General features: G+C 70.2%; 20 protein-coding genes. 5 read left to right on the plus strand and 15 right to left on the minus strand.

Annotated elements, in window-relative coordinates:
- Window positions 1-3: 3 nt before the first annotated feature.
- Together rph and ABD224_RS06450 are read right to left on the minus strand one after the other, a co-directional pair.
- Window positions 4-729: a ribonuclease PH gene (gene rph, locus ABD224_RS06445; RefSeq protein ID WP_344047726.1), complete on the minus strand. Its 726-nt coding sequence runs from the start codon at window positions 727-729 to the stop codon at window positions 4-6.
- Between the two features lie 86 nt (window positions 730-815).
- Window positions 816-1,049: a PTS sugar transporter subunit IIB gene (locus tag ABD224_RS06450; RefSeq protein WP_344047728.1), complete on the minus strand. Its 234-nt coding sequence runs from the start codon at window positions 1,047-1,049 to the stop codon at window positions 816-818.
- A gap of 229 nt (window positions 1,050-1,278) precedes the next feature.
- Here ABD224_RS06450 and ABD224_RS06455 point away from each other — a divergent pair, with 229 nt between their 5' ends.
- Complete coding sequence (locus tag ABD224_RS06455) at window positions 1,279-2,526, plus strand: PTS transporter subunit EIIC (RefSeq protein ID WP_344047730.1); 1,248 nt, start codon at window positions 1,279-1,281, stop codon at window positions 2,524-2,526.
- Between the two features lie 89 nt (window positions 2,527-2,615).
- On the opposite strand, the gene ABD224_RS06460 is transcribed toward ABD224_RS06455, so the two are convergent.
- On the minus strand, window positions 2,616-3,368 hold the full coding sequence (locus tag ABD224_RS06460) for an MBL fold metallo-hydrolase (protein ID WP_344047732.1): 753 nt from the start codon (window positions 3,366-3,368) through the stop codon (window positions 2,616-2,618).
- 214 nt (window positions 3,369-3,582) lie between these two features.
- Between ABD224_RS06460 and ABD224_RS06465 the strand changes: the two genes are divergently transcribed.
- Entirely contained in the window at window positions 3,583-4,152 is a 570-nt protein-coding gene (locus ABD224_RS06465) for a type II toxin-antitoxin system PemK/MazF family toxin (RefSeq protein WP_344047734.1), read from the plus strand.
- A gap of 23 nt (window positions 4,153-4,175) precedes the next feature.
- On the opposite strand, the gene ABD224_RS06470 is transcribed toward ABD224_RS06465, so the two are convergent.
- From ABD224_RS06470 to clpS, 8 genes are all read right to left on the minus strand, one after another.
- The gene (locus ABD224_RS06470) at window positions 4,176-4,787 is read right to left on the minus strand and encodes a hypothetical protein (RefSeq protein ID WP_344047737.1); all 612 of its coding nucleotides are present in this window, start codon (window positions 4,785-4,787) and stop codon (window positions 4,176-4,178) included.
- Between the two features lie 192 nt (window positions 4,788-4,979).
- Window positions 4,980-5,930 (minus strand): PLP-dependent cysteine synthase family protein, encoded by a 951-nt coding sequence (locus ABD224_RS06475; protein WP_344047739.1) that lies wholly within the window; start codon window positions 5,928-5,930, stop codon window positions 4,980-4,982.
- Window positions 5,931-5,946: 16 nt separating this feature from the next.
- Window positions 5,947-6,225 (minus strand): MoaD/ThiS family protein, encoded by a 279-nt coding sequence (locus ABD224_RS06480; RefSeq protein WP_344047741.1) that lies wholly within the window; start codon window positions 6,223-6,225, stop codon window positions 5,947-5,949.
- 117 nt (window positions 6,226-6,342) lie between these two features.
- Window positions 6,343-6,438, minus strand: a complete 96-nt coding sequence (locus ABD224_RS06485) for a putative leader peptide (protein ID WP_328587072.1) — start codon at window positions 6,436-6,438, stop codon at window positions 6,343-6,345.
- A 145-nt stretch (window positions 6,439-6,583) separates the two neighbouring features.
- Window positions 6,584-7,006 carry a M67 family metallopeptidase gene (locus ABD224_RS06490; RefSeq protein WP_344047747.1) on the minus strand — a complete coding sequence of 141 codons (423 nt, stop codon included), beginning with the start codon at window positions 7,004-7,006 and terminating at the stop codon, window positions 6,584-6,586.
- Between the two features lie 142 nt (window positions 7,007-7,148).
- Window positions 7,149-8,567, minus strand: coding sequence for an amino acid permease (locus ABD224_RS06495; RefSeq protein WP_344047749.1), 1,419 nt, complete (start codon window positions 8,565-8,567; stop codon window positions 7,149-7,151).
- Between the two features lie 390 nt (window positions 8,568-8,957).
- Entirely contained in the window at window positions 8,958-9,563 is a 606-nt protein-coding gene (locus ABD224_RS06500; protein WP_344047751.1) for a DUF2017 domain-containing protein, read from the minus strand.
- Between the two features lie 12 nt (window positions 9,564-9,575).
- On the minus strand, window positions 9,576-9,893 hold the full coding sequence (clpS, locus tag ABD224_RS06505; protein WP_067388129.1) for an ATP-dependent Clp protease adapter ClpS: 318 nt from the start codon (window positions 9,891-9,893) through the stop codon (window positions 9,576-9,578).
- A 177-nt stretch (window positions 9,894-10,070) separates the two neighbouring features.
- Between clpS and ABD224_RS06510 the strand changes: the two genes are divergently transcribed.
- Together ABD224_RS06510 and ABD224_RS06515 are read left to right on the plus strand one after the other, a co-directional pair.
- Entirely contained in the window at window positions 10,071-11,417 is a 1,347-nt protein-coding gene (locus ABD224_RS06510) for a nicotinate phosphoribosyltransferase (RefSeq protein ID WP_344047789.1), read from the plus strand.
- Between the two features lie 259 nt (window positions 11,418-11,676).
- On the plus strand, window positions 11,677-12,303 hold the full coding sequence (locus ABD224_RS06515) for an isochorismatase family protein (protein WP_344047754.1): 627 nt from the start codon (window positions 11,677-11,679) through the stop codon (window positions 12,301-12,303).
- A gap of 260 nt (window positions 12,304-12,563) precedes the next feature.
- Here ABD224_RS06515 and ABD224_RS06520 read toward each other — a convergent pair whose 3' ends face one another.
- Window positions 12,564-12,896 carry a hypothetical protein gene (locus tag ABD224_RS06520; RefSeq protein ID WP_344047756.1) on the minus strand — a complete coding sequence of 111 codons (333 nt, stop codon included), beginning with the start codon at window positions 12,894-12,896 and terminating at the stop codon, window positions 12,564-12,566.
- 147 nt (window positions 12,897-13,043) lie between these two features.
- Entirely contained in the window at window positions 13,044-15,422 is a 2,379-nt protein-coding gene (locus ABD224_RS06525; protein ID WP_344047758.1) for an immune inhibitor A domain-containing protein, read from the minus strand.
- A gap of 478 nt (window positions 15,423-15,900) precedes the next feature.
- Between ABD224_RS06525 and ABD224_RS06530 the strand changes: the two genes are divergently transcribed.
- A complete protein-coding gene (locus ABD224_RS06530; RefSeq protein ID WP_344047761.1) occupies window positions 15,901-16,173 on the plus strand; it encodes a hypothetical protein in 273 nt (90 codons plus the stop codon).
- A 47-nt stretch (window positions 16,174-16,220) separates the two neighbouring features.
- On the opposite strand, the gene ABD224_RS06535 is transcribed toward ABD224_RS06530, so the two are convergent.
- Together ABD224_RS06535 and ABD224_RS06540 are read right to left on the minus strand one after the other, a co-directional pair.
- Entirely contained in the window at window positions 16,221-16,889 is a 669-nt protein-coding gene (locus tag ABD224_RS06535) for an RDD family protein (protein ID WP_344047763.1), read from the minus strand.
- A gap of 135 nt (window positions 16,890-17,024) precedes the next feature.
- A partial coding sequence (locus ABD224_RS06540; protein WP_344047766.1) for an RDD family protein occupies window positions 17,025-17,749 on the minus strand: 725 nt, incomplete at its 5' end.

Raw genomic sequence — 17,749 nt, forward strand, 5'->3', positions numbered from 1 at the left:
CCTCTACTGGTCCAGGGCGGCCTGCTGGAGGGCCGCGAGCTCTGTGCAGCCGGCGGTGGCGAGGTCGAGCAGGGCGTTCAGTTCGTCGCGGGCGAAGGGTTCGGCCTCGGCGGTGCCCTGGACCTCGACGAAGCGGCCGTCGCCGGTGCAGACGACGTTCATGTCGGTGTCGGCGCGGACGTCCTCCTCGTAGCAGAGGTCCAGCAGGGGGACTCCGTCGACGATGCCGACCGAGACCGCGCTGACCGTGCCCGTGAGCGGCTGGAGGCCGGGTTTGATCAGCTTCTTGGACTGGGCCCAGGCCACGGCGTCGGCCAGGGCGACGTACGCGCCGGTGATCGCCGCGGTGCGGGTGCCGCCGTCGGCCTGGAGGACGTCGCAGTCCAGGACGACGGTGTTCTCGCCGAGGGCCTTGTAGTCGACGACCGAGCGCAGTGAGCGGCCGATGAGGCGGGAGATCTCATGGGTGCGGCCGCCGATCCTGCCCTTGACGGACTCGCGGTCGCCGCGGGTGTTGGTGGCACGGGGGAGCATGGCGTACTCGGCGGTGACCCAGCCCTCGCCGCTGCCCTTGCGCCAGCGCGGGACGCCTTCGGTGACGGAGGCGGTGCAGAGGACCTTGGTGTCGCCGAAGGAGACGAGGACGGAGCCCTCGGCGTGCTTGCTCCAGCCGCGTTCGATGGTGACCGGGCGGAGTTGTTCGGGGGTGCGGCCGTCGATTCGAGACATGGCGTCGAGCCTAGTCCTCCGCGGGGAAGGGGCTCCTCCGCAGGGGGAAATGCCCCTTCCCGGCGCGGCACGGCGGCCTGCGGGCGCTACATCATGTCCTCGATCTCCGCGGCGATGGGGTCCGCGTCGGTGCCGATGACGACCTGGATGGCGGTGCCCATCTTGACGACGCCGTGGGCGCCGGCGGCCTTGAGGGCGGCTTCGTCGACCAGCGAGGGGTCCTTGACCTCGGTGCGGAGGCGGGTGATGCAGCCTTCGACCTCTTCGATGTTGTCGAGGCCGCCGAGCCCGGCGACGATCTTCTCAGCCTTGCTGGCCATGTTCCTTCTCCCTGGTCGTAACCGAACCGTCTGTGGACTGGTCTACACCACCGTGGGGCCGGTGGCCAACCACGAGGAGCACACAGGGAGAACTCGAGGGAGAAGAGCGCTTCGCCGGACGGGCGGGAACAGCGGGCAAAGCGGGACTGCCGATGGGTTCCTTGTGCCACTTCGCCGTGCTACAACAGGTCTACACCACTGCGTGGTGTAGACCACCGATGGAGGACGTATGAGCACCGCCACGTCGACGGCGGCTCCCGCGAAGAAGCGGGGATCCGGCCTGTTCCAGGGCTTGCAGAAGGTGGGCCGCAGCCTGCAGCTTCCGATCGCCGTTCTGCCCGCTGCCGGCATTCTGCTGCGGCTGGGCCAGGACGACGTCCAGGCCAAGCTGCATCTGCCCGACAAGGTCACGGCGGTGTTCGCCACGGCCGGTGGTGCCCTCTTCGACAATCTGCCGATGCTGTTCTGCATCGGTGTCGCCATCGGCTTCGCGAAGAAGTCGGACGGCTCCACCGCACTGGCCGCCCTGGTCGGCTTCCTGGTCTACAGCAATGTGCTGAAGGCCTTCCCGCTCACCGAGCAGCACATCGAGGACGGGAAGATAGTCGAGGCCACCTACAACAACCCCGGGGTGCTCGGCGGCATCCTGATGGGGCTGCTGTCGGCGGTGCTGTGGCAGCGCTACCACCGCAAGAAGCTCGTGGACTGGCTCGGCTTCTTCAACGGCCGGCGTCTGGTGCCGATCATCATGGCCTTCGTCGGCACCCTGATGGGCGTCTTCTTCGGTCTGGTCTGGGAGCCGATCGGTGACGGCATCTCCGCCCTCGGCGAGTGGATCACCGGTCTGGGTGCCTTCGGCGCGGGTCTGTTCGGCCTGGTCAACCGCGCGCTGATCCCGGTCGGCATGCACCAGTTCGTCAACACCGTCTCCTGGTTCCAGATCGGCGACTTCACCAATGCGGCCGGTGAGGTCGTCCACGGTGACCTGCACCGCTTCTTCGCCGGTGACCCGGATGCCGGCCAGTTCATGTCCGGCTTCTTCCCGATCATGATGTTCGGTCTGCCGGCCGCCGCCCTCGCGATCGCGCACTCCGCCCGCCCCGAGCGCCGCAAGGCCGTGCTGGGCATGATGCTCTCGCTCGCGCTGACGTCCTTCGTGACCGGTGTGACCGAGCCGATCGAGTTCGCGTTCGTGTTCATCGCCCCGGCGCTGTACGCGATCCACGCGGTGCTGACCGCCCTGTCCATGGCCGTCACCTGGGCGCTCGGGGTGCACGCCGGCTTCACCTTCTCCGCGGGCTTCATCGACTACGTCCTCAACTGGAACCTGGCGACCAAGCCCTGGCTGATCATTCCGGTCGGCCTGGTGTTCGCGGTGATCTACTACGCGGTCTTCCGCTTCGCCATCACCAAGTTCAATCTGCCCACCCCGGGCCGTGAGCCCGAGGAGCAGGCCGAGGACCTCACGAAGGCGTAGGCCCTCGCGGGGCACGGGCCCGGCGCCCGCAGAAAGGCTCCCGGTTCCGGACGGCCGTCCGGAACCGGGAGCCTTCTCACGTCCTGGGCTCAGATCTCGTACGTCGCGCCCGGCACCGCCAGCTCCACCGGGCCGGCGTAGGCCGCACGGGCGTCGGCCAGGTTGACCTGGGGGTCGGTCCACGGAGGAATGTGGGTGAGGACCAGTCGGCGGGCACGGGCGCGGGCGGCGGTCTCCCCCGCCTCGCGCCCGTTGAGGTGAAGGTCGGGGATGTCCTCCTTGCCGTCCGTGAAAGCGGCCTCGCACAGGAACAGGTCGGCGTCGCGGGCGAGTTCGTCCAGCGCCTCGGTCACCCCGGTGTCCCCGGAGTACGTCAGCACCTTGCCGCCGTGCTCGATACGGATGCCGTACGCCTCCACGGGGTGCGCCACCAGGTCGGTGTGCGCGGTGAAGGGGCCGATCTCGAAGGTGCCGGGCTTCACCGTGTGGAAGTCGAACACCTCGCTCATGGAGGAGGCGGTGGGGGTGTCGGCGTAAGCGGTGGTGAGCCGGTGCTCGGTGCCCTCGGGGCCATAGACCGGGATGGGGTCGCAGCGACCACCCTCGTACCGGTAGTAGCGCGCGACGAAGTAGCCGAGCATGTCGATGCAGTGGTCGGCATGCAGATGGCTCAGGAAGATGGCGTCGAGGTCGTAGAGACCGCAGTGGCGCTGCAGCGCGCCCAGGGCGCCGTTGCCCAGGTCGAGAAGCAGCCGGAAGCCGTCGGCCTCGACCAGGTAGCTCGAGCAGGCCGATTCCGCGGACGGGAACGACCCCGAGCAGCCGACGACGGTGAGCTTCATAAAGCAGGAACCTCCGCTGGCGGGAACAGCGAACAGAAAGTGACGGGGGCCGTGCGGTCCGTCGAGCGTAAGGCGCGAAAGGTCCGATCGCTCCTTCGGCAGCGGCTGTTGTGGGCGAACTCACCTGCGGTGTCACCGGTTCGGCTGGATGTGGGGCGCCCGAGAGCCGGAAGAGGGCGCGCACGGAGCGTCGCGCGCCGGTAGCGTCGTCCCCATGGACACGTCCTGGTGGCCGGCGCTCGCAGCGGTGGTGCTGCTCGCGCTCGTCGCCGCGCTCGTCGACGGCTGGGGGCGGGCCCCCGGGCCGGGAAGCCGCCGGGCGCGTCCGTCCAGGCGTCCGGACGACCGGTCCGGCGGCCTGGGCGGCTTCGGCCGCCCGGACCGCTCCCACCGCTCCGACGGGTCTGAGCGATCCGACCGGTCCAAGCGGTCCGATCGGTGCGAGCGGTCCGCCGTGGCGCGTCCGCGGCCGGCGGAGATCTGGTGGGCCAGCGTGCCCTGCGAGACGGGGCCGGGGGCCGAGGGGCCGGGGGCACAGGACCGGCCCTGTCTGGTGCTGTCGGTGCGCGGCAGGCGCGCCAGGGTCGCGAGGATCACCGGCAAGTACCGCGACGAGCGGGTCGGGGTGATTCCCCTGCCGCCGGGCTCGGTGGGGGACGCGCAGGGCCGGACGAGCTTCCTGGAGACCGACGAGATCCAGGAGGTGCCGGTGCGGGACTTCCGGCGCCGGGTGGGTGTCGTGGACCCGGTGCTGTGGGACCAGGTGCGGTATCTGGCCGACTGAGCGGGGGCCGCGGCGAAGACGGCTCATGACCTCGCTCCCTCCCCCGCCTTCCCTGTCGCCCCCGCCTTCCCTGTCGCCCCCGCCTCCCCTGCCTTTCCTGCCGCTCCCGTCGCTCTCACCTCCACCGTGACCGTCCACTCCTGGAGGCCCTGGCATCCGATCCGGCCGGGGCCGCCGGTCGCGCACAGGGGGCGGGTGGAGGTCAGCCGGGCCGTGCCGGGGGCGACCGCGTCGAAGGCGGCGACGGCGTCGCCCGGCAGGATCACGATTCCGGCGTTGGCGGCCCGCAGGGCGGTGCCGGTGGACCTCACCGGCGCCCAGGGGCGGTCCCCGGTGCCGTCCAGGGTGAGCCGCACCTGTCCGCCGGCCGTCAGGCAGAGGGTCCGCCCGGAGTCGGCCACGGTGAGTTCGGCGTGGCCCGTGCAGCCGGGCGCGGGTTTCGAGGCGGGGACCGGGCCGGAGGCCGGTGAGGGGCCGGTGCTGCTCTTCGCGGAGTCCGCCGCAGAGTCCGTTGCGGAGTCCGCCGCGGGGCCCCTTGCGGGGGCCGCGCCGCCGTGCCCCGCTCCGCAGCCGGTCAGGAGCAGGGTGGCCGCCGCGGCGGTGACCGTGGCGCGGTGGAGCGTCGTACGGCGCATGGGACGGCCGCCTTTCGGACCCGAGGTGCCGTTCCCTGTCCTTCTTGCCCCGTCCGCCCTCGCTGAACTTCGACGGGCCCGGGAAATCGGCCGAACGGGAAATCGGCCGGAGGGCCGGAACGTCTCCCGGCAACAGCGCCGCCCGCCTCGCGGGAGGGCCCGCGGGACGGGCGGAGAGGTGTGGGGGCGGGCCTATGCCCAGAGCTGTCCCTGGAGCTTCTCGACGGCTTCCTCGGTGGTGGCCGCCGTGTAGACGCCGGTGGAGAGGTACTTCCAGCCGCCGTCGGCGACGATGAAGACGATGTCGGCGCTGCGGCCCTCCTTCAGCGCCTTCCTGCCGACGCCGAGGGCCGCGTGCAGGGCGGCTCCGGTGGAGACGCCCGCGAAGATGCCCTCCTGCTGGAGGAGTTCCCGGGTGCGGGCGACCGCGTCGGCGGAGCCGACCGAGTAGCGGCTGGTCAGGACGGAGGCGTCGTACAGCTCGGGGACGAAGCCCTCGTCGAGGTTGCGCAGGCCGTAGACCAGGTCGTCGTAGCGCGGTTCGGCGGCGACGATCTGTACGTCCGGCTTGTGCTCGCGCAGATAGCGGCCGACGCCCATGAGGGTGCCGGTGGTGCCCAGACCCGCGACGAAGTGCGTGATGGAGGGCAGGTCGGCGAGGATCTCGGGTCCGGTGGTGGCGTAGTGGGCGCCGGCGTTGTCCGGGTTGCCGTACTGGTAGAGCATCACCCAGTCCGGGTGCTCGGCGGCCAGTTCCTTGGCCACGCGCACGGCGGTGTTGGAGCCGCCCGCGGCCGGCGAGGAGATGATCTCCGCGCCCCACATGCGGAGCAGCTCACGGCGTTCCCGGGAGGTGTTCTCGGGCATCACGCAGACCATGCGGTAGCCCTTGAGCCGGGCGGCCATGGCCAGCGAGATGCCGGTGTTGCCGGAGGTCGGCTCGAGGATCGTGCAGCCCGGGGTGAGACGGCCGTCCTTCTCCGCCTGCTCGATCATGTGCAGGGCGGGCCGGTCCTTGACCGATCCGGTCGGGTTGCGGTCCTCCAGCTTCGCCCAGATGCGGACGTCGGCGGACGGCGACAGCCGCGGCAGGCGCACCAGGGGGGTGTTGCCCACCGCGTCCAGAGGAGAGTCGTAGCGCATCGCTGCCCGCGACCGATCAGCGCATGCCGCCGGCGACGGCCGGCAGGATCGTGACGTTGTCGCCGTCGGCGAGCTTGGTGGAGATGCCGTCCAGGAAGCGGACGTCCTCGTCGTTGAGGTAGACGTTGACGAAGCGGCGCAGCTGCTCGCCCTCCACGATGCGGGCCTGGATGCCCGGGTACCGGGTCTCGAGGTCGGCGAAGAGCTCGGCGAGGGTCTCCCCGTTTCCTTCCACGGCCTTCTGGCCGTTGGTGTACTGGCGGAGGATGGTGGGGATGCGGACCTCGATGGCCATGGTTGCGGGCTCCTGTCGGGAAAAGGTGTCGTCTGGTTCGGGGGCGCGCTGGGAGTCCCCCACGCTCTCGGCACTGGGGGAGCGCCGCGGCTCACGGCCGTACGGCGGCAGGGAGCGTCAACAGATGGCGCTGTTCAGCCTGCACAGGTCGACGTGCCGCCGCGCCACGAGCAGCATGCCCGGCGCCTGACCGTTCACGTCGTTGAAAACCATGGGGGCATCGTATCGATTCCCGGTCCGGGACCTGGAGTGCGATCCCGACTGGTGGACGGCGTTCATCCAGGATGCGAGACAATGCGCGGCAAAGGGGTGCCGGGGACCGGTGCGGACGGTGCGGACCGGCGGGTGCCGGGACCGGTCAGTACGCCTCCACCACCTTGACCTCCTCCTCGGTGACCTCGCCGTCCACGATGCGGAACGAGCGGAACTGGAACTCGCCGAGGCCGTCGGTGTCGGCCGTGGACACCAGGACGTAGTGGGCGTTCGGCTCGTTGGCGTAGGCGATGTCGGTGCGGGAGGGGTAGGCCTCGGTGGCGGTGTGGGAGTGGTAGATGACGACCGGTTCCTCGTCGCGCTCGTCCATCTCCCGGTACAGCCTGAGCAGGTCCTGCGAGTCGAACTCGTAGAAGGTGGGCGAGCGGGCCGCGTTCACCATGGGGATGAAGCGCTCGGGCCGGCCGGAGCCCGCGGGGCCGGCGACGACGCCGCACGCCTCGTCCGGGTGGTCCTTGCGGGCGTGGGCGACGATCTGGTCGTAGAGGGCCTGGGTGAGGGTCAGCATGGGGCTCAGCATAGACAGACGGCCGCCCCGTACCGGATGGCGGTACGGGGCGGCTCGTATGGCGGACGCCCTGAGCGGCCACGGGAGCGGGTGTCAGGTGGTCCCGCCCCCGCCGGGCGTCCGGCCCGGGGGTCCGGCTGGGTCAGCCGGTCTTCTCCAGCTGGGGTTCGCGGCGCTCGGTGACCTGCGGGTTGCGGTTCTTGAGCACGGCCCAGCCGATGCAGAGGGCGACGGACCAGACGGCCATCACATACAGGCAGACACGGGCCTCGGCGTCGACGGCGATCATGCCGGTGACGAGCAGCAGGAACGCGAGGGCGATCCAGGAGCAGACCGAGCCGCCCGGCGCCGGGAAGGAGGAGGCGGGCAGCCGGCCCGCCTCGACGGCCCGCCGGTACCGGATGTGGCTGATCAGGATCATCGACCAGGTCCAGATGCCGGCCCCGGTGGCGACGGAGGTGACGTAGCCGAAGGCCTTCTCCGGGACGATGTAGTTCAGCACCACGCCGATGCCCATGAAGGCGACGGAGACCGCGATGCCGAGGGCCGGCGTCCTGGAGGCGGACAGGCGGCGGAAGACCTGGGGGGCCTCGCCGTTGTCCGCGAGGGTGCGCAGCATGCGGCCGGTGGAGTACATGCCGGAGTTGCAGGAGGACAGGGCCGCGGTGAGCACCACGAAGTTGACGATGCCCGCGCCGGCCGGGATGCCGATGACCGCGAACGCCTTCACGAAGGGGCTGACGTCCGGGCCGAACTCGGTCCACTTCACCACGCACAGGATGACGGTGAGGGCGCCGACGTAGAACAGGGCGATGCGCCAGGGCAGCGTGTTGATCGCCTTGGGGAGGGTCTTCTCCGGGTTCTTCGACTCGCCGGCGGTGACGCCGACCAGTTCGACGGCGAGGTAGGCGAACATCACGCCCTGCAGGGTCATCAGGGAGGAGCCGATGCCCTTGGGGAAGAAGCCGTCGAACTGCCAGAGGTTGGCGACGCCGGCGGTGTCGCCGGCGGCGCTGAAGCCGAAGGTGAGAACGCCCAGACCGATGACGATCATGCCGATGATGGCGGTGACCTTGACCATCGAGAACCAGAACTCGATCTCCCCGAACAGCTTGACGGAGATCAGGTTGGCTCCGAAGAGGAGGATCAGGAAGGTCAGGGCGGTGATCCACTGCGGGATCGCCGGGAACCAGTAGTTGATGTAGATCGCGGCGGCCGTCAGCTCGGCCATGGCGATCACCACCCACATCAACCAGTACGTCCAGGCGGTGAAGTAGCCGAAGAACGGACCGAGGAACTCCCGGGAGTACTCCGCGAAGGAACCCGAGACCGGACGGTAGAGCAGAAGCTCACCGAGGGCCCGCATAATGAAGAAGATGATCACGCCTGCGAGGGCGTACATGACGATGAGACTGGGCCCAGCCTTGGCGATGTTCGCCCCGGCTCCCAAAAAGAGGCCGACGCCGATCGCGCCGCCGATGGCGATCATCTGGACCTGGCGTGCGCCAAGTCCGCGCTCGTACCCCTCTTCAGGGGCTTCGGTGACCTGCGGTGAGGTCATGAGGTCGCGCCTTTCTCCATTGCCGGCCCGGGCCGTGTAAGGCCCTGGACCGGGTCCGAATTCCCCCCGGGTTGGATGGAGTTGTGCCTGGCCGGCCGTTCAGGCCCGGTGGCACACCCGGCGGAACGCGGTGGTGTTCGCCGAGTGGTCGTGAAGGTCTACCACGACCGCGGCACTGATCGCCGAACAGGTGTGTGAGGGACTCCACAGGGAGAAGCGGACAAACCACACAAAAAAAGATCATAAACGACCATCATGGTGGCCGGATCGTTATCCGGATTTGAGGATCCTCTGAGCGAACACCAAAAACGCTCAGGCAGGCACAAGTCGGGAGAGGTCCGGAAGGTGTTCGTGAGAAGGCCGAAAGGAGCCTGAAAAAGGTCCGGGGGATTACGGCATGAGAGTGGAGACGAGGGTTTCCTGAAGACCACCCAGCCACAGATAGGCCATCACCATCGGCTTGCGCGGGTCGTCGTCCGGCAGGCCGTAGAGGTCGTCGGTGTCGTCCTCGTGGGTGATCTCCAGCCGGGAACCGATCGCCAGACGCAGGTCGTTGAGCGCGCCGAGCCACCGCTTGGAGTCCTCCACGGACAGCTCCAGCACCGCCCCGCCCTCGCCGGCGGGCGTGAGCGCGTTGAGCGCGTGGACCACCGCGAGGGCGTTCTCGCGCTTGCCGGCGCGCAGGTCGCTCTCGGTGTAGCGGCGGAACTCCGCCGAGCGGGCACGCTGCTCGGCGGCCTCCTCCGGGGTGCCGGGAGGCTCCTCGGGGTCGCCGTAGGCGTCCGGGAAGAGCCGTTTCAGCACCGGATCGGAGGGCGGTTCGCTCGGACCCTCGGCGAACAGCTCGGCGAGCGGGTCGCCGGAGGCGTCCCCGGCGGGTCCGGGACCGATGAGCTCCAGGAGCTGCACGGCCAGCGAGCGGAGGATGGAGATCTCGATCTCGTCGAGAGCGATGGCCGCGCCACCGCCGGGGAGCGGTTCGAAGTGTCCTGCCATGAAGGGAGTTCGCTACTTCCGATCCTGCTGGAGGGTGGCCCACAGACCATAGCCGTGCATGGCCTGCACATCCCGTTCCATCTCCTCGCGTGTCCCGCTGGAGACGACCGCCCGGCCTTTGTGATGGACGTCGAGCATGAGCTTGGTGGCCTTCTCCTTGGAGTAGCCGAAGTACGTCTGGAAGACGTACGTGACATAGCTCATGAGATTGACGGGGTCGTTGTGGACGATCGTCACCCAGGGGACGTCGGGTTCAGGTACGGCGGAGACGTCCTCCGCCGACTCGGTCTTCTCGATCTCGATGGGTGCGGCTACCGTCACACGGCCCATGCTGCCATCCCAGGGGGGTACACGCACAAACGGGCCTCGTGGCAGCCCCCTCACGGACCCTCTATCGTCAGATTGACGAGATGGGGGTACGATCCGTGCCGTGCGTATCCCGGGGAACGGCCCCGGACCCCCGGACGTCACCGGGGGCCATCCCGCAGGACATGTCTTAGGAGAGCTCTGGTGGATGCGGACCTCGGGCTGCCGGTGAGTGTTCCCTCGACGGCGCTCTTCACGGACCACTACGAGCTGACCATGCTGCAGGCCGCCCTGAAGGCCGGGACCGCCGGGCGGCGCAGCGTCTTCGAGGTCTTCGCCCGGCGGCTGCCCGACGGGCGCCGCTACGGCGTCGTGTGCGGCACCGGGCGGGTGCTGGACGCGGTGGAGAACTTCCGCTTCGACGAGGACGTGCTCCGCTTTCTGCGGAGCCGGGGAATCGTCGACGACCCGACGCTGGAGTGGCTCGCCGGCTACCGGTTCGGCGGTGACATCTGGGGCTACCCCGAGGGGGAGGTCTACTTCCCCGGCTCACCGGTCATGCGCGTGGAGGGGACGTTCGGCGAGTGCGTGCTGCTGGAGACCGTGATCCTGTCGATCCTCAACCACGACTCGGCGATCGCGGCCGCCGCCTCCCGGATGGCCTCGGCCGCCGGTGACCGCCCGCTGATCGAGATGGGCGCCCGCCGCACCCACGAGCTGGCCGCGGTGGCCGCCGCCCGGGCCGCCTACATCGGCGGGTTCGCCTCCACCTCGGACCTGGCCGCCGGCTTCCGCTACAACATCCCGACCGTCGGCACCTCCGCCCATGCCTTCACCCTGCTGCACGACAGCGAGCGGGACGCCTTCCGGGCGCAGGTCGACTCGCTGGGCCGGGGCACGACGCTGCTGGTGGACACGTACGACGTGGCCGAGGCGGTCCGTACGGCCGTGGAGGTCGCCGGGCCCGAGCTGGGCGCGGTGCGCATCGACTCCGGCGACCTGCTGCTGGTCGCGCACCGGGTGCGCCGGCAGCTGGACGAGCTGGGTGCCCGGAACACGAAGATCATCGTCACCTCGGACCTGGACGAGTACGCCATCGCCTCGCTCGCGGCGGCGCCGGTGGACGCCTACGGGGTCGGCACCCAGCTGGTGACCGGCTCCGGCCATCCGACGGCCTCCATGGTCTACAAGCTGGTCGCCCGCGCCGAGAGCGACGATCCGGGGGCGCCCCTGGTGCCGGTGGCGAAGAGGTCCACCGGCGGCAAGACCTCCATCGGCGGGCGCAAGTGGGCGGCGCGCCGGCTGGACGAGAGCGGGGTCGCGGAGGCCGAGGTGGTGGGCACCGGGCCGGTGCCGGAGGCACTGGCCGACCGTCAGCTGCTGGTCGAGCTGGTCAAGGGCGGCGAGGTGGTCGCCCGTGAGCCGCTGGACGTGGCCCGGGAGCGCCACAGGGCCGCCCGCGCCCGTCTGCCGCTGTCCGCGACACAGCTCTCCCGTGGGGAACCCGTCCTTCCGACGGAGTACGTCCACGGGGGCTCGGGTAACTAAAAGCGGTGCACTGCTTCCCTGCGATCCTCGCGTTCCCCGCACCGCCGACAGGGCCCGTGCCGCCGAAGGCGTCCTCCCGCCCGGCCCGCGCGGGCCACGGCGCCGGGGCCGCACGGCCGGGCTCCGCACCCCGCCGCACCCTCCGCCCTTCCTGCTCCCTTCACTCCCTTCACCCCATGCACCCCATGCACCCCATGCACCGCTTTCCGTCACGTCACCCGTTTCATCCCATCGAACCGATAGCCGAAGGACACAGACCATGCGCCGCGCCTTGATCGTCGTCGATGTGCAGAACGACTTCTGCGAGGGAGGCAGCCTCGCGGTGGCCGGGGGCGCCGACGTCGCCGCCGCGATCACCGAGCTGATCGGGCAGGGGAGTCCTCCCGGCCCGGGCGGGACCGGGAGCTCCGGGGACTTCGCCGGCTACCACCACGTGGTGGCCACCCGTGACCACCACATCGAGCCCGGCGGCCATTTCGCCGACGAGCCCGACTACGCCCAGTCCTGGCCCGCCCACTGCGTCGCGGGCACCGAGGGCGTGGGCTTCCACCCGAACTTCGCCCCCGCCGTCGCCTCCGGCGCGATCGACGCCGTCTTCGACAAGGGCGCCTACTCGGCGGCCTACAGCGGCTTCGAGGGCACGGACGAGAACGGTGTGTCCCTGGCCGACTGGCTCAGGGACCACGAGATCGACGAGGTGGACGTGGTCGGCATCGCCACGGACCACTGCGTCCGCGCCACCGCCCTGGACGCCGTCAAGGAGGGGTTCCGCACCCGGGTCCTCCTCGACTTCACCGCCGGGGTGAGCCAGGAGACCACCGAGCGGGCGCTGGAGGAACTGCGCCAGGCGGGCGTGGAGCTCATGGGCAAGCCGGTCGTCGCCTGATCCGGCCCGCCGGCCCCGGGTGGCCCGGCCGCCGCCGGCGCCCTTCCCGCGGTGCCGCTCCTCCGCCCCGGCGCCACCGTCCCCGCGGCACCGCCGCCCCCGCGGCGCCGTGGCATCACCTCGGCCTCACCGTCCGCACCGGTGCACCCGCCGCGTGCCGCCCCTGCCGCTCGCTGCCCCGTCCCCGCGCGGGGCGCACCCACCAGACGGACCCCAAGCCGAACATGCATTCGCTCACGCGCGCGTGCCGGCGGCCGGCGTCACACGCGTGTCGCCGTGTCGCGGCGCAGCAGGGTTCTGATCGGGTGCCACAGCTCCGGGGCGTCGAGGGGGTTCTCGGGGAAGGTGCGCCATATCAGGCCGTCGGGGTGATGGAGGACCGCGGTGACCTCGTCCGGGGTGGGCGGCGCCGCGTTGCCGCGCAGGTAGACCGCCCGCAGACCCAGGTTGCGCAGACGGGTCAGGGCGCGGGCGCGGTTGTGGGCGTGGACGAGTACACGGACGCCGCCGACGCCGTCGGGGGCGGGGCTGGGCAGGTTCAGCGCCACCACCACGGTGCTGTCCGGCAGCTTGCAGAAACCTCCTGCGGCCATGCGGTCACATCCCCGTTCCGGTCGGTGTCGACAAGTCGGTGTCGATAAGGGTGTCAATAAGAGAGCGACAGCAGGCACTAAACACGAACCGGCGGCAACCCGCCAGAGGGTCACCGCCGGCACGCGTTTGACCTGCGGAAACGCTGGTCACCTCACCGCTTTGTCCACCTCGATCTCGATCGTGGAGCCGTCCTTGGGCTCCTTGACGATCTTGATTTTGGTGTTGGTGTCAGTGACCTTGACGCTGCCGCCCGGGTTCGCCGGGTCCCAGTAGGTGTGGGTGTGGTCGTTGAAGACCGACACGCCCTTCGACGACTTGATCCGCGTGGCCACGCCCTCCTTGTGCAGCGTGATGCCGTCCGTGCGGTAGGTGCTGAACGTCGCGTCGTAGGTCTGGATGCGGTTGCGCATCAGCGTGCCGTCGGACCACCGCAGCGCGTTCGGGTGCGAGTCGACCGGGAGGATCAGACCGGTGCCCGGGTGCCGGCTGGTGTTGTTGTCGGCCTGGGAGGTGTCCCACTTCCAGATCAGCAGACCGTTCTGGTACGGGAAGTGCTCCACCCAGTTCGGACGGTCGGTGCCGGTGAAGCCGAAGTTGTACGGGCCGGTCTCCAGCGTGGTGTCGTACGACACGTACTGCCGGTTCTCGGCGATGTAGTACTGCTTGTAGTCCTTGGTGAAGGACGCGCCGATCCGGGAGAAGCCGTTCGCCGTCCACGCCGGGTCCGCGCTCTCGGCGTCGTCCGCGAAGAGCACCGTGCCGTCCGCGGTCAGCGTGATCGAGTCGGCCGCGAAGCCCTTCTGCGCCACACCGCCGTCGGTCTGGTAGCGGAAGCGGAGCTGGATCTTCTGGCCGGCGTACGCGTCCAGGGAGTACGACAGCTTCCGGTAGCCGTCGCTGCTGCCGGTCAGGGCGGGCTTGTCACTGCCGTCGCGCGGGATCGGCCGGCCGTCCACCGTGCCGTCCAGGGCGGTGAAGCTGGCGCCGCCGTCGGTGGAGACCTCGGTGTACAGGTAGTCGTAGTTGGCCTCGATGTCGTACCAGCCGTCGAGGGTGAGAGTGGCCGACGTCCTGCCGGTGAGGTCCACGGACCGGGTCAGGGTGTTCTTCAGGTTGTCACCGCTGCCGCTCCACCACTGGGTGGCACCCTGGGCCGGGGTGACGATCTCGGTGGTGACCGCCTTGTCGGGCAGGGAGACCACCACGGCCTGCCGGTACTTGGTGTTGTACTCGGCCGGGCCCAGCTTGTGCCAGGACTTCACGCCGGCCTTGGCGGTGTCGTAGTTCAGCCAGCCCAGCTGCAGCTTGTCCCAGGAGTTCATGTCGCCCGGCAGGTCGCCGATGGAGTCCTTGCCCCGGCCGAGCCAGGAGCCGGAGGACATCAGCGTCCAGAAGCCGGTGGAGTTCTCGCCGCCGGCGGTGTCGTACTCGTCCGGCAGGCCGAGGTCGTGGGCGTACTCGTGGGTGAAGACGCCGAGGCCGCCGTTCTCCGGCTGGATGGTGTAGTCGCCGACCCAGATGCCGGTGTTGCCGATCTGCGCGCCGCCGAGCTTGTTGAACTCGGGGCCGGTGGCGCCGGCGTCGGTGCCGAAGGCGTACCAGCGGTGCGCCCAGATCGCGTCGGTGCCCTGGGCGCCGCCGCCGGCGGACTCGTCCTCACCGGCGTGCACGATCTGGAAGTGGTCGATGTAGCCGTCCGGCTCGTTGAAGTCGCCGTCGCCGTCGTAGTCGTAGCGGTCCCACTGGTCGTACTGGGCCAGGTTCGCCTTGATCTGGGCGTCGGTCCTGCCGGCCGCCTTCTGCTGGGCGACCCAGGCGTTGACACCGTCGCTGACGACGTTCCACACGCTCGGGCAGTTGCTGGAGCCGCAGGCGTTGTTGCCGTAACGGGCCTCGTTGTAGGGCACCTTGACCCAGTCGGAGACCTCTCCCTCGACCGAGTAGCGGCCCGAGGACTGCTTCTCGAAGTACTTCTTGACCGACTCGGTCTTCTTGCCGGTGCCGAAGTACAGGTCCTCGAAGTGCTTGCGGTTGTAGTCCTTCTGCCAGGCCGTCGAGTTGTCCTTGGTGCGGTCCGGCTTGGCTATCTGGTTGTGCAGCGGTCCGGGTGTGCCGCCGTACCGCGGGTCGATCCGGTCGCCGAACTCGACCAGGATGGCGAAGATCTTGTCGGTCTTCTCCCGGCCCAGCTCGACGTACTTGGTGTCGCCCTTCTTGCCCTTGAGCTGGACGACCTTCGAGCCGTGCCGGTTCTGGACCTTGGTCTTGCCGGCGATCAGCTGGTTCAAGGCCTCCTGGCGCTGGGCCTTCTGAGTCCGGCTCAGCGGCCCGTCCAGATTGTGCGCGTGCTGCTCGACCGGCTGCGGGTCGTGCCGGTGCCCGGAGGCGGGGCCGGCCGCCGCGGCGGCCGGTGTGGCGGCCGGCTCAGCGGCCTGAGCCAGGGTTGACGTCGAGAACGTGGCGGTGGCCGCCGCGAGTGCGACACCGATCGCGGCCGTTCTGAACGTCCGGGGTCTGCTCGTCACTTGATGTCCTCCCCTGACGCGTTCGTGCACGCGGAAGGGGTCTTGGGACCAAGGGAATGTCCGCGTGCGATCAACGCGTGTAGTCAAGTGACGACATTTGACTAGAGGTTGACGAGAAAATACAGACCTTGACTTGGACAGGTCAACTGCTCTATGAGGGGGTGCGTGTCTGCCGCGCGGACGCGGGACGACGGCAGGCCGACGAGGCCGCCTGAGCGGAACTTCCCGAACGGGCGCGCGATTTCGTCCACCATGTGGACTGCATGACTCCGTGCGCCCCCTGTGCACCGGTACCGCGGGTCAGGTCATGCTTACCGACGGTTCCCCCTGGGCACACAGGCGGTAAAGTCGATGGGCGGAACGTTCGGAAGCCGGTGAACCCCAGGCCGACATCCTTGTCACACCCGTGGATCCCTGTCCGTGTACTCCCCCCAGTAAGAGGCACAGGGGGAGACCCCCTTCCCGAGGACCGATTGCCATGCCTCGTCCGACCGCCGCACAGCTCGTCTACGGCTCCTGCACCGTGGTCTTCTCGACGCTCGCCATGTTGCTGCTGTCCCGGACGAGTTCAGGCCCAGGGGTCGTGGTCGTCGCCGTATCGGCACTCGCCCTGGGCCTCCTGGTCGCCCTGACGGCACCGCTGCCGAAGGCGCGCACGGTGCAGCCGTCCGCCCGGCCGGTGACTCCGCGCGTGCGGCGGGAGCCGGTGTCGGCGGGAGCGGAGCCGGTGCGGGGACGGACGGCCTCCTGACCCGTCGTCCGCTCCGGGCCGCGCATCGGCCCGGTGTCACCCCGGTGTCACCTGGTGCTGACCACCACCGTCTTGGCCGCCTTGTCGTGCAGGCCCTGCTTGTAGGGACGGTCGAAGAAGCTCCAGCCGCCGCAGATCACCAGCCAGAGGCAGGCGCAGCAGAACCAGCTCGGGACCCACAGCACCGCCGCGCGTGCCAGCGAGACCGGGACGGAGGGGGTGGAGCCGTCGCGCAGATCGGCCACCCGCAGACCGAGCCACTTCTTGCCGAGGGTCTGCCCGCCGTTTTTGGCGATCATGAAGGTGTCGTAGGCCACATAGAGCACCACCCCGACCACCGACTGCGCCAGGGACCGGCCGACCTGCACGTTCTCGGCTCTCACCGTGTACTCGTTGATCCCCGCCGCCCAGGTGATCAGTGCGGCGACGATCCCCACCAGGACCAGGTCGATGATCCGGGCGAGGGTGCGCTTGCCGCTGTCGGCGAGCGGGGGCATACCGGCGAGAGGGTCGCCGGGGTACGGCCCGCCGCCGTACGGCCCTCCCCCGCCGCCGTAGGGCCCGCCGGGGCCGCCGGGACCGCCGGGACCGTAGGGGCTGCCGCCTTGGCCGCCGCCGTACGGTCCGCCGCCCGCGGGGCCGCCGCCGGAAGGGGGCGGCTGCTCACCGGGAGGCGGTGGCTGCGGTCCGGAGCCGTGGGGTGGTTCGGTGCTCATGCGCCGAATACATCCCGCGCCCGCCCGCCCCGCACCCGGAACGGTCCGTACGGATGATCCCCGCCGCCCGGGCGGCGGGCAGCGGCTGCCCCGCTCGGGCGGCGGGGAACGACGGGGCGGTCCGCGCCGGCCCGGTCAGCCGGCCACGAACGTGTGCGCCGCCTTGTCGTGCCAGCACTGGTGCCACGGCTTGTCGAACAGGCACCACACCAGCCCCACGAGGCCGACGCCGAGCAGGCCGGGGACGCTGTAGACGAGCCAGCGGCGCAGGGCGGGACCGAAGGTCGGGTACTCGTGGGCCTCGATGTCCCGCACCTCCAGACCGCACAGCTTCTTGCCCAGGGTGCGGCCCCACTTGACCGTGGGCAGGACCTCGTACAGGACGCCGAAGAGCAGCAGCACGGCGAGGACGATGCCCAGATACGTCCCCGTGGTGCCGTCCAGCAGCCAGACGGTGACCGTGCGCCCGGAGAGCTTGGCCGCCTCGATCTTGTCGTTGATGTGGTCGACCGCCCTGGCGCCGAGCGGTACCGCGGCCACCGCGGTCACGCCCCCGACGACGAGCGAGTCGACGAGCCGTGCGGCCAGCCGCTTGCCGAGGCCGGCCGGGCGGCCCGACGTCCGCTGCCGTGCCGCCGCCTGGAACGGGTCCTCGACCGGCGGTCTCCAGGGCACGACGGGCTGCCCGCTTCCCGCTCCCGCCAGCTGGTGCACCTGCTGGGCCCACGAGGGCTGCCCGCCCCCGGGGCCGCTGGTCAGCGGGGCGGACGCGGCCTGGGGAACGCCGGGCTGCTGGGGCAGGGACGACGCCGGCGGGGCGGTGGGCACGGCGGGGTTCGCGGCGGGCGCGGGGGCCTGGG

Origin of the sequence: Streptomyces thermoalcalitolerans (assembly GCF_039525155.1) — a bacterium.
Lineage (GTDB): Bacteria > Actinomycetota > Actinomycetes > Streptomycetales > Streptomycetaceae > Streptomyces > Streptomyces thermovulgaris.

What these genes read in the sequence shown, in the direction of transcription:
- ABD224_RS06495 (WP_344047749.1), bottom strand. Translation starts at nt 8,567, where the DNA reads ATGACCTCACCGCAGGTCACCGAAGCCCCTGAAGAGGGGTACGAGCGC.
- ABD224_RS06500 (WP_344047751.1), bottom strand. Translation starts at nt 9,563, where the DNA reads ATGGCAGGACACTTCGAACCGCTCCCCGGCGGTGGCGCGGCCATCGCT.
- ABD224_RS06520 (WP_344047756.1), bottom strand. Translation starts at nt 12,896, where the DNA reads ATGGCCGCAGGAGGTTTCTGCAAGCTGCCGGACAGCACCGTGGTGGTG.
- ABD224_RS06470 (WP_344047737.1), bottom strand. Translation starts at nt 4,787, where the DNA reads ATGCGCCGTACGACGCTCCACCGCGCCACGGTCACCGCCGCGGCGGCC.
- ABD224_RS06475 (WP_344047739.1), bottom strand. Translation starts at nt 5,930, where the DNA reads ATGCGCTACGACTCTCCTCTGGACGCGGTGGGCAACACCCCCCTGGTG.
- ABD224_RS06515 (WP_344047754.1), top strand. Translation starts at nt 11,677, where the DNA reads ATGCGCCGCGCCTTGATCGTCGTCGATGTGCAGAACGACTTCTGCGAG.
- ABD224_RS06465 (WP_344047734.1), top strand. Translation starts at nt 3,583, where the DNA reads ATGGACACGTCCTGGTGGCCGGCGCTCGCAGCGGTGGTGCTGCTCGCG.
- ABD224_RS06530 (WP_344047761.1), top strand. Translation starts at nt 15,901, where the DNA reads ATGCCTCGTCCGACCGCCGCACAGCTCGTCTACGGCTCCTGCACCGTG.
- ABD224_RS06490 (WP_344047747.1), bottom strand. Translation starts at nt 7,006, where the DNA reads ATGCTGACCCTCACCCAGGCCCTCTACGACCAGATCGTCGCCCACGCC.
- ABD224_RS06455 (WP_344047730.1), top strand. Translation starts at nt 1,279, where the DNA reads ATGAGCACCGCCACGTCGACGGCGGCTCCCGCGAAGAAGCGGGGATCC.
- ABD224_RS06535 (WP_344047763.1), bottom strand. Translation starts at nt 16,889, where the DNA reads ATGAGCACCGAACCACCCCACGGCTCCGGACCGCAGCCACCGCCTCCC.
- ABD224_RS06460 (WP_344047732.1), bottom strand. Translation starts at nt 3,368, where the DNA reads ATGAAGCTCACCGTCGTCGGCTGCTCGGGGTCGTTCCCGTCCGCGGAA.
- rph (WP_344047726.1), bottom strand. Translation starts at nt 729, where the DNA reads ATGTCTCGAATCGACGGCCGCACCCCCGAACAACTCCGCCCGGTCACC.
- clpS (WP_067388129.1), bottom strand. Translation starts at nt 9,893, where the DNA reads ATGGGCCGTGTGACGGTAGCCGCACCCATCGAGATCGAGAAGACCGAG.
- ABD224_RS06480 (WP_344047741.1), bottom strand. Translation starts at nt 6,225, where the DNA reads ATGGCCATCGAGGTCCGCATCCCCACCATCCTCCGCCAGTACACCAAC.
- ABD224_RS06450 (WP_344047728.1), bottom strand. Translation starts at nt 1,049, where the DNA reads ATGGCCAGCAAGGCTGAGAAGATCGTCGCCGGGCTCGGCGGCCTCGAC.
- ABD224_RS06485 (WP_328587072.1), bottom strand. Translation starts at nt 6,438, where the DNA reads ATGGTTTTCAACGACGTGAACGGTCAGGCGCCGGGCATGCTGCTCGTG.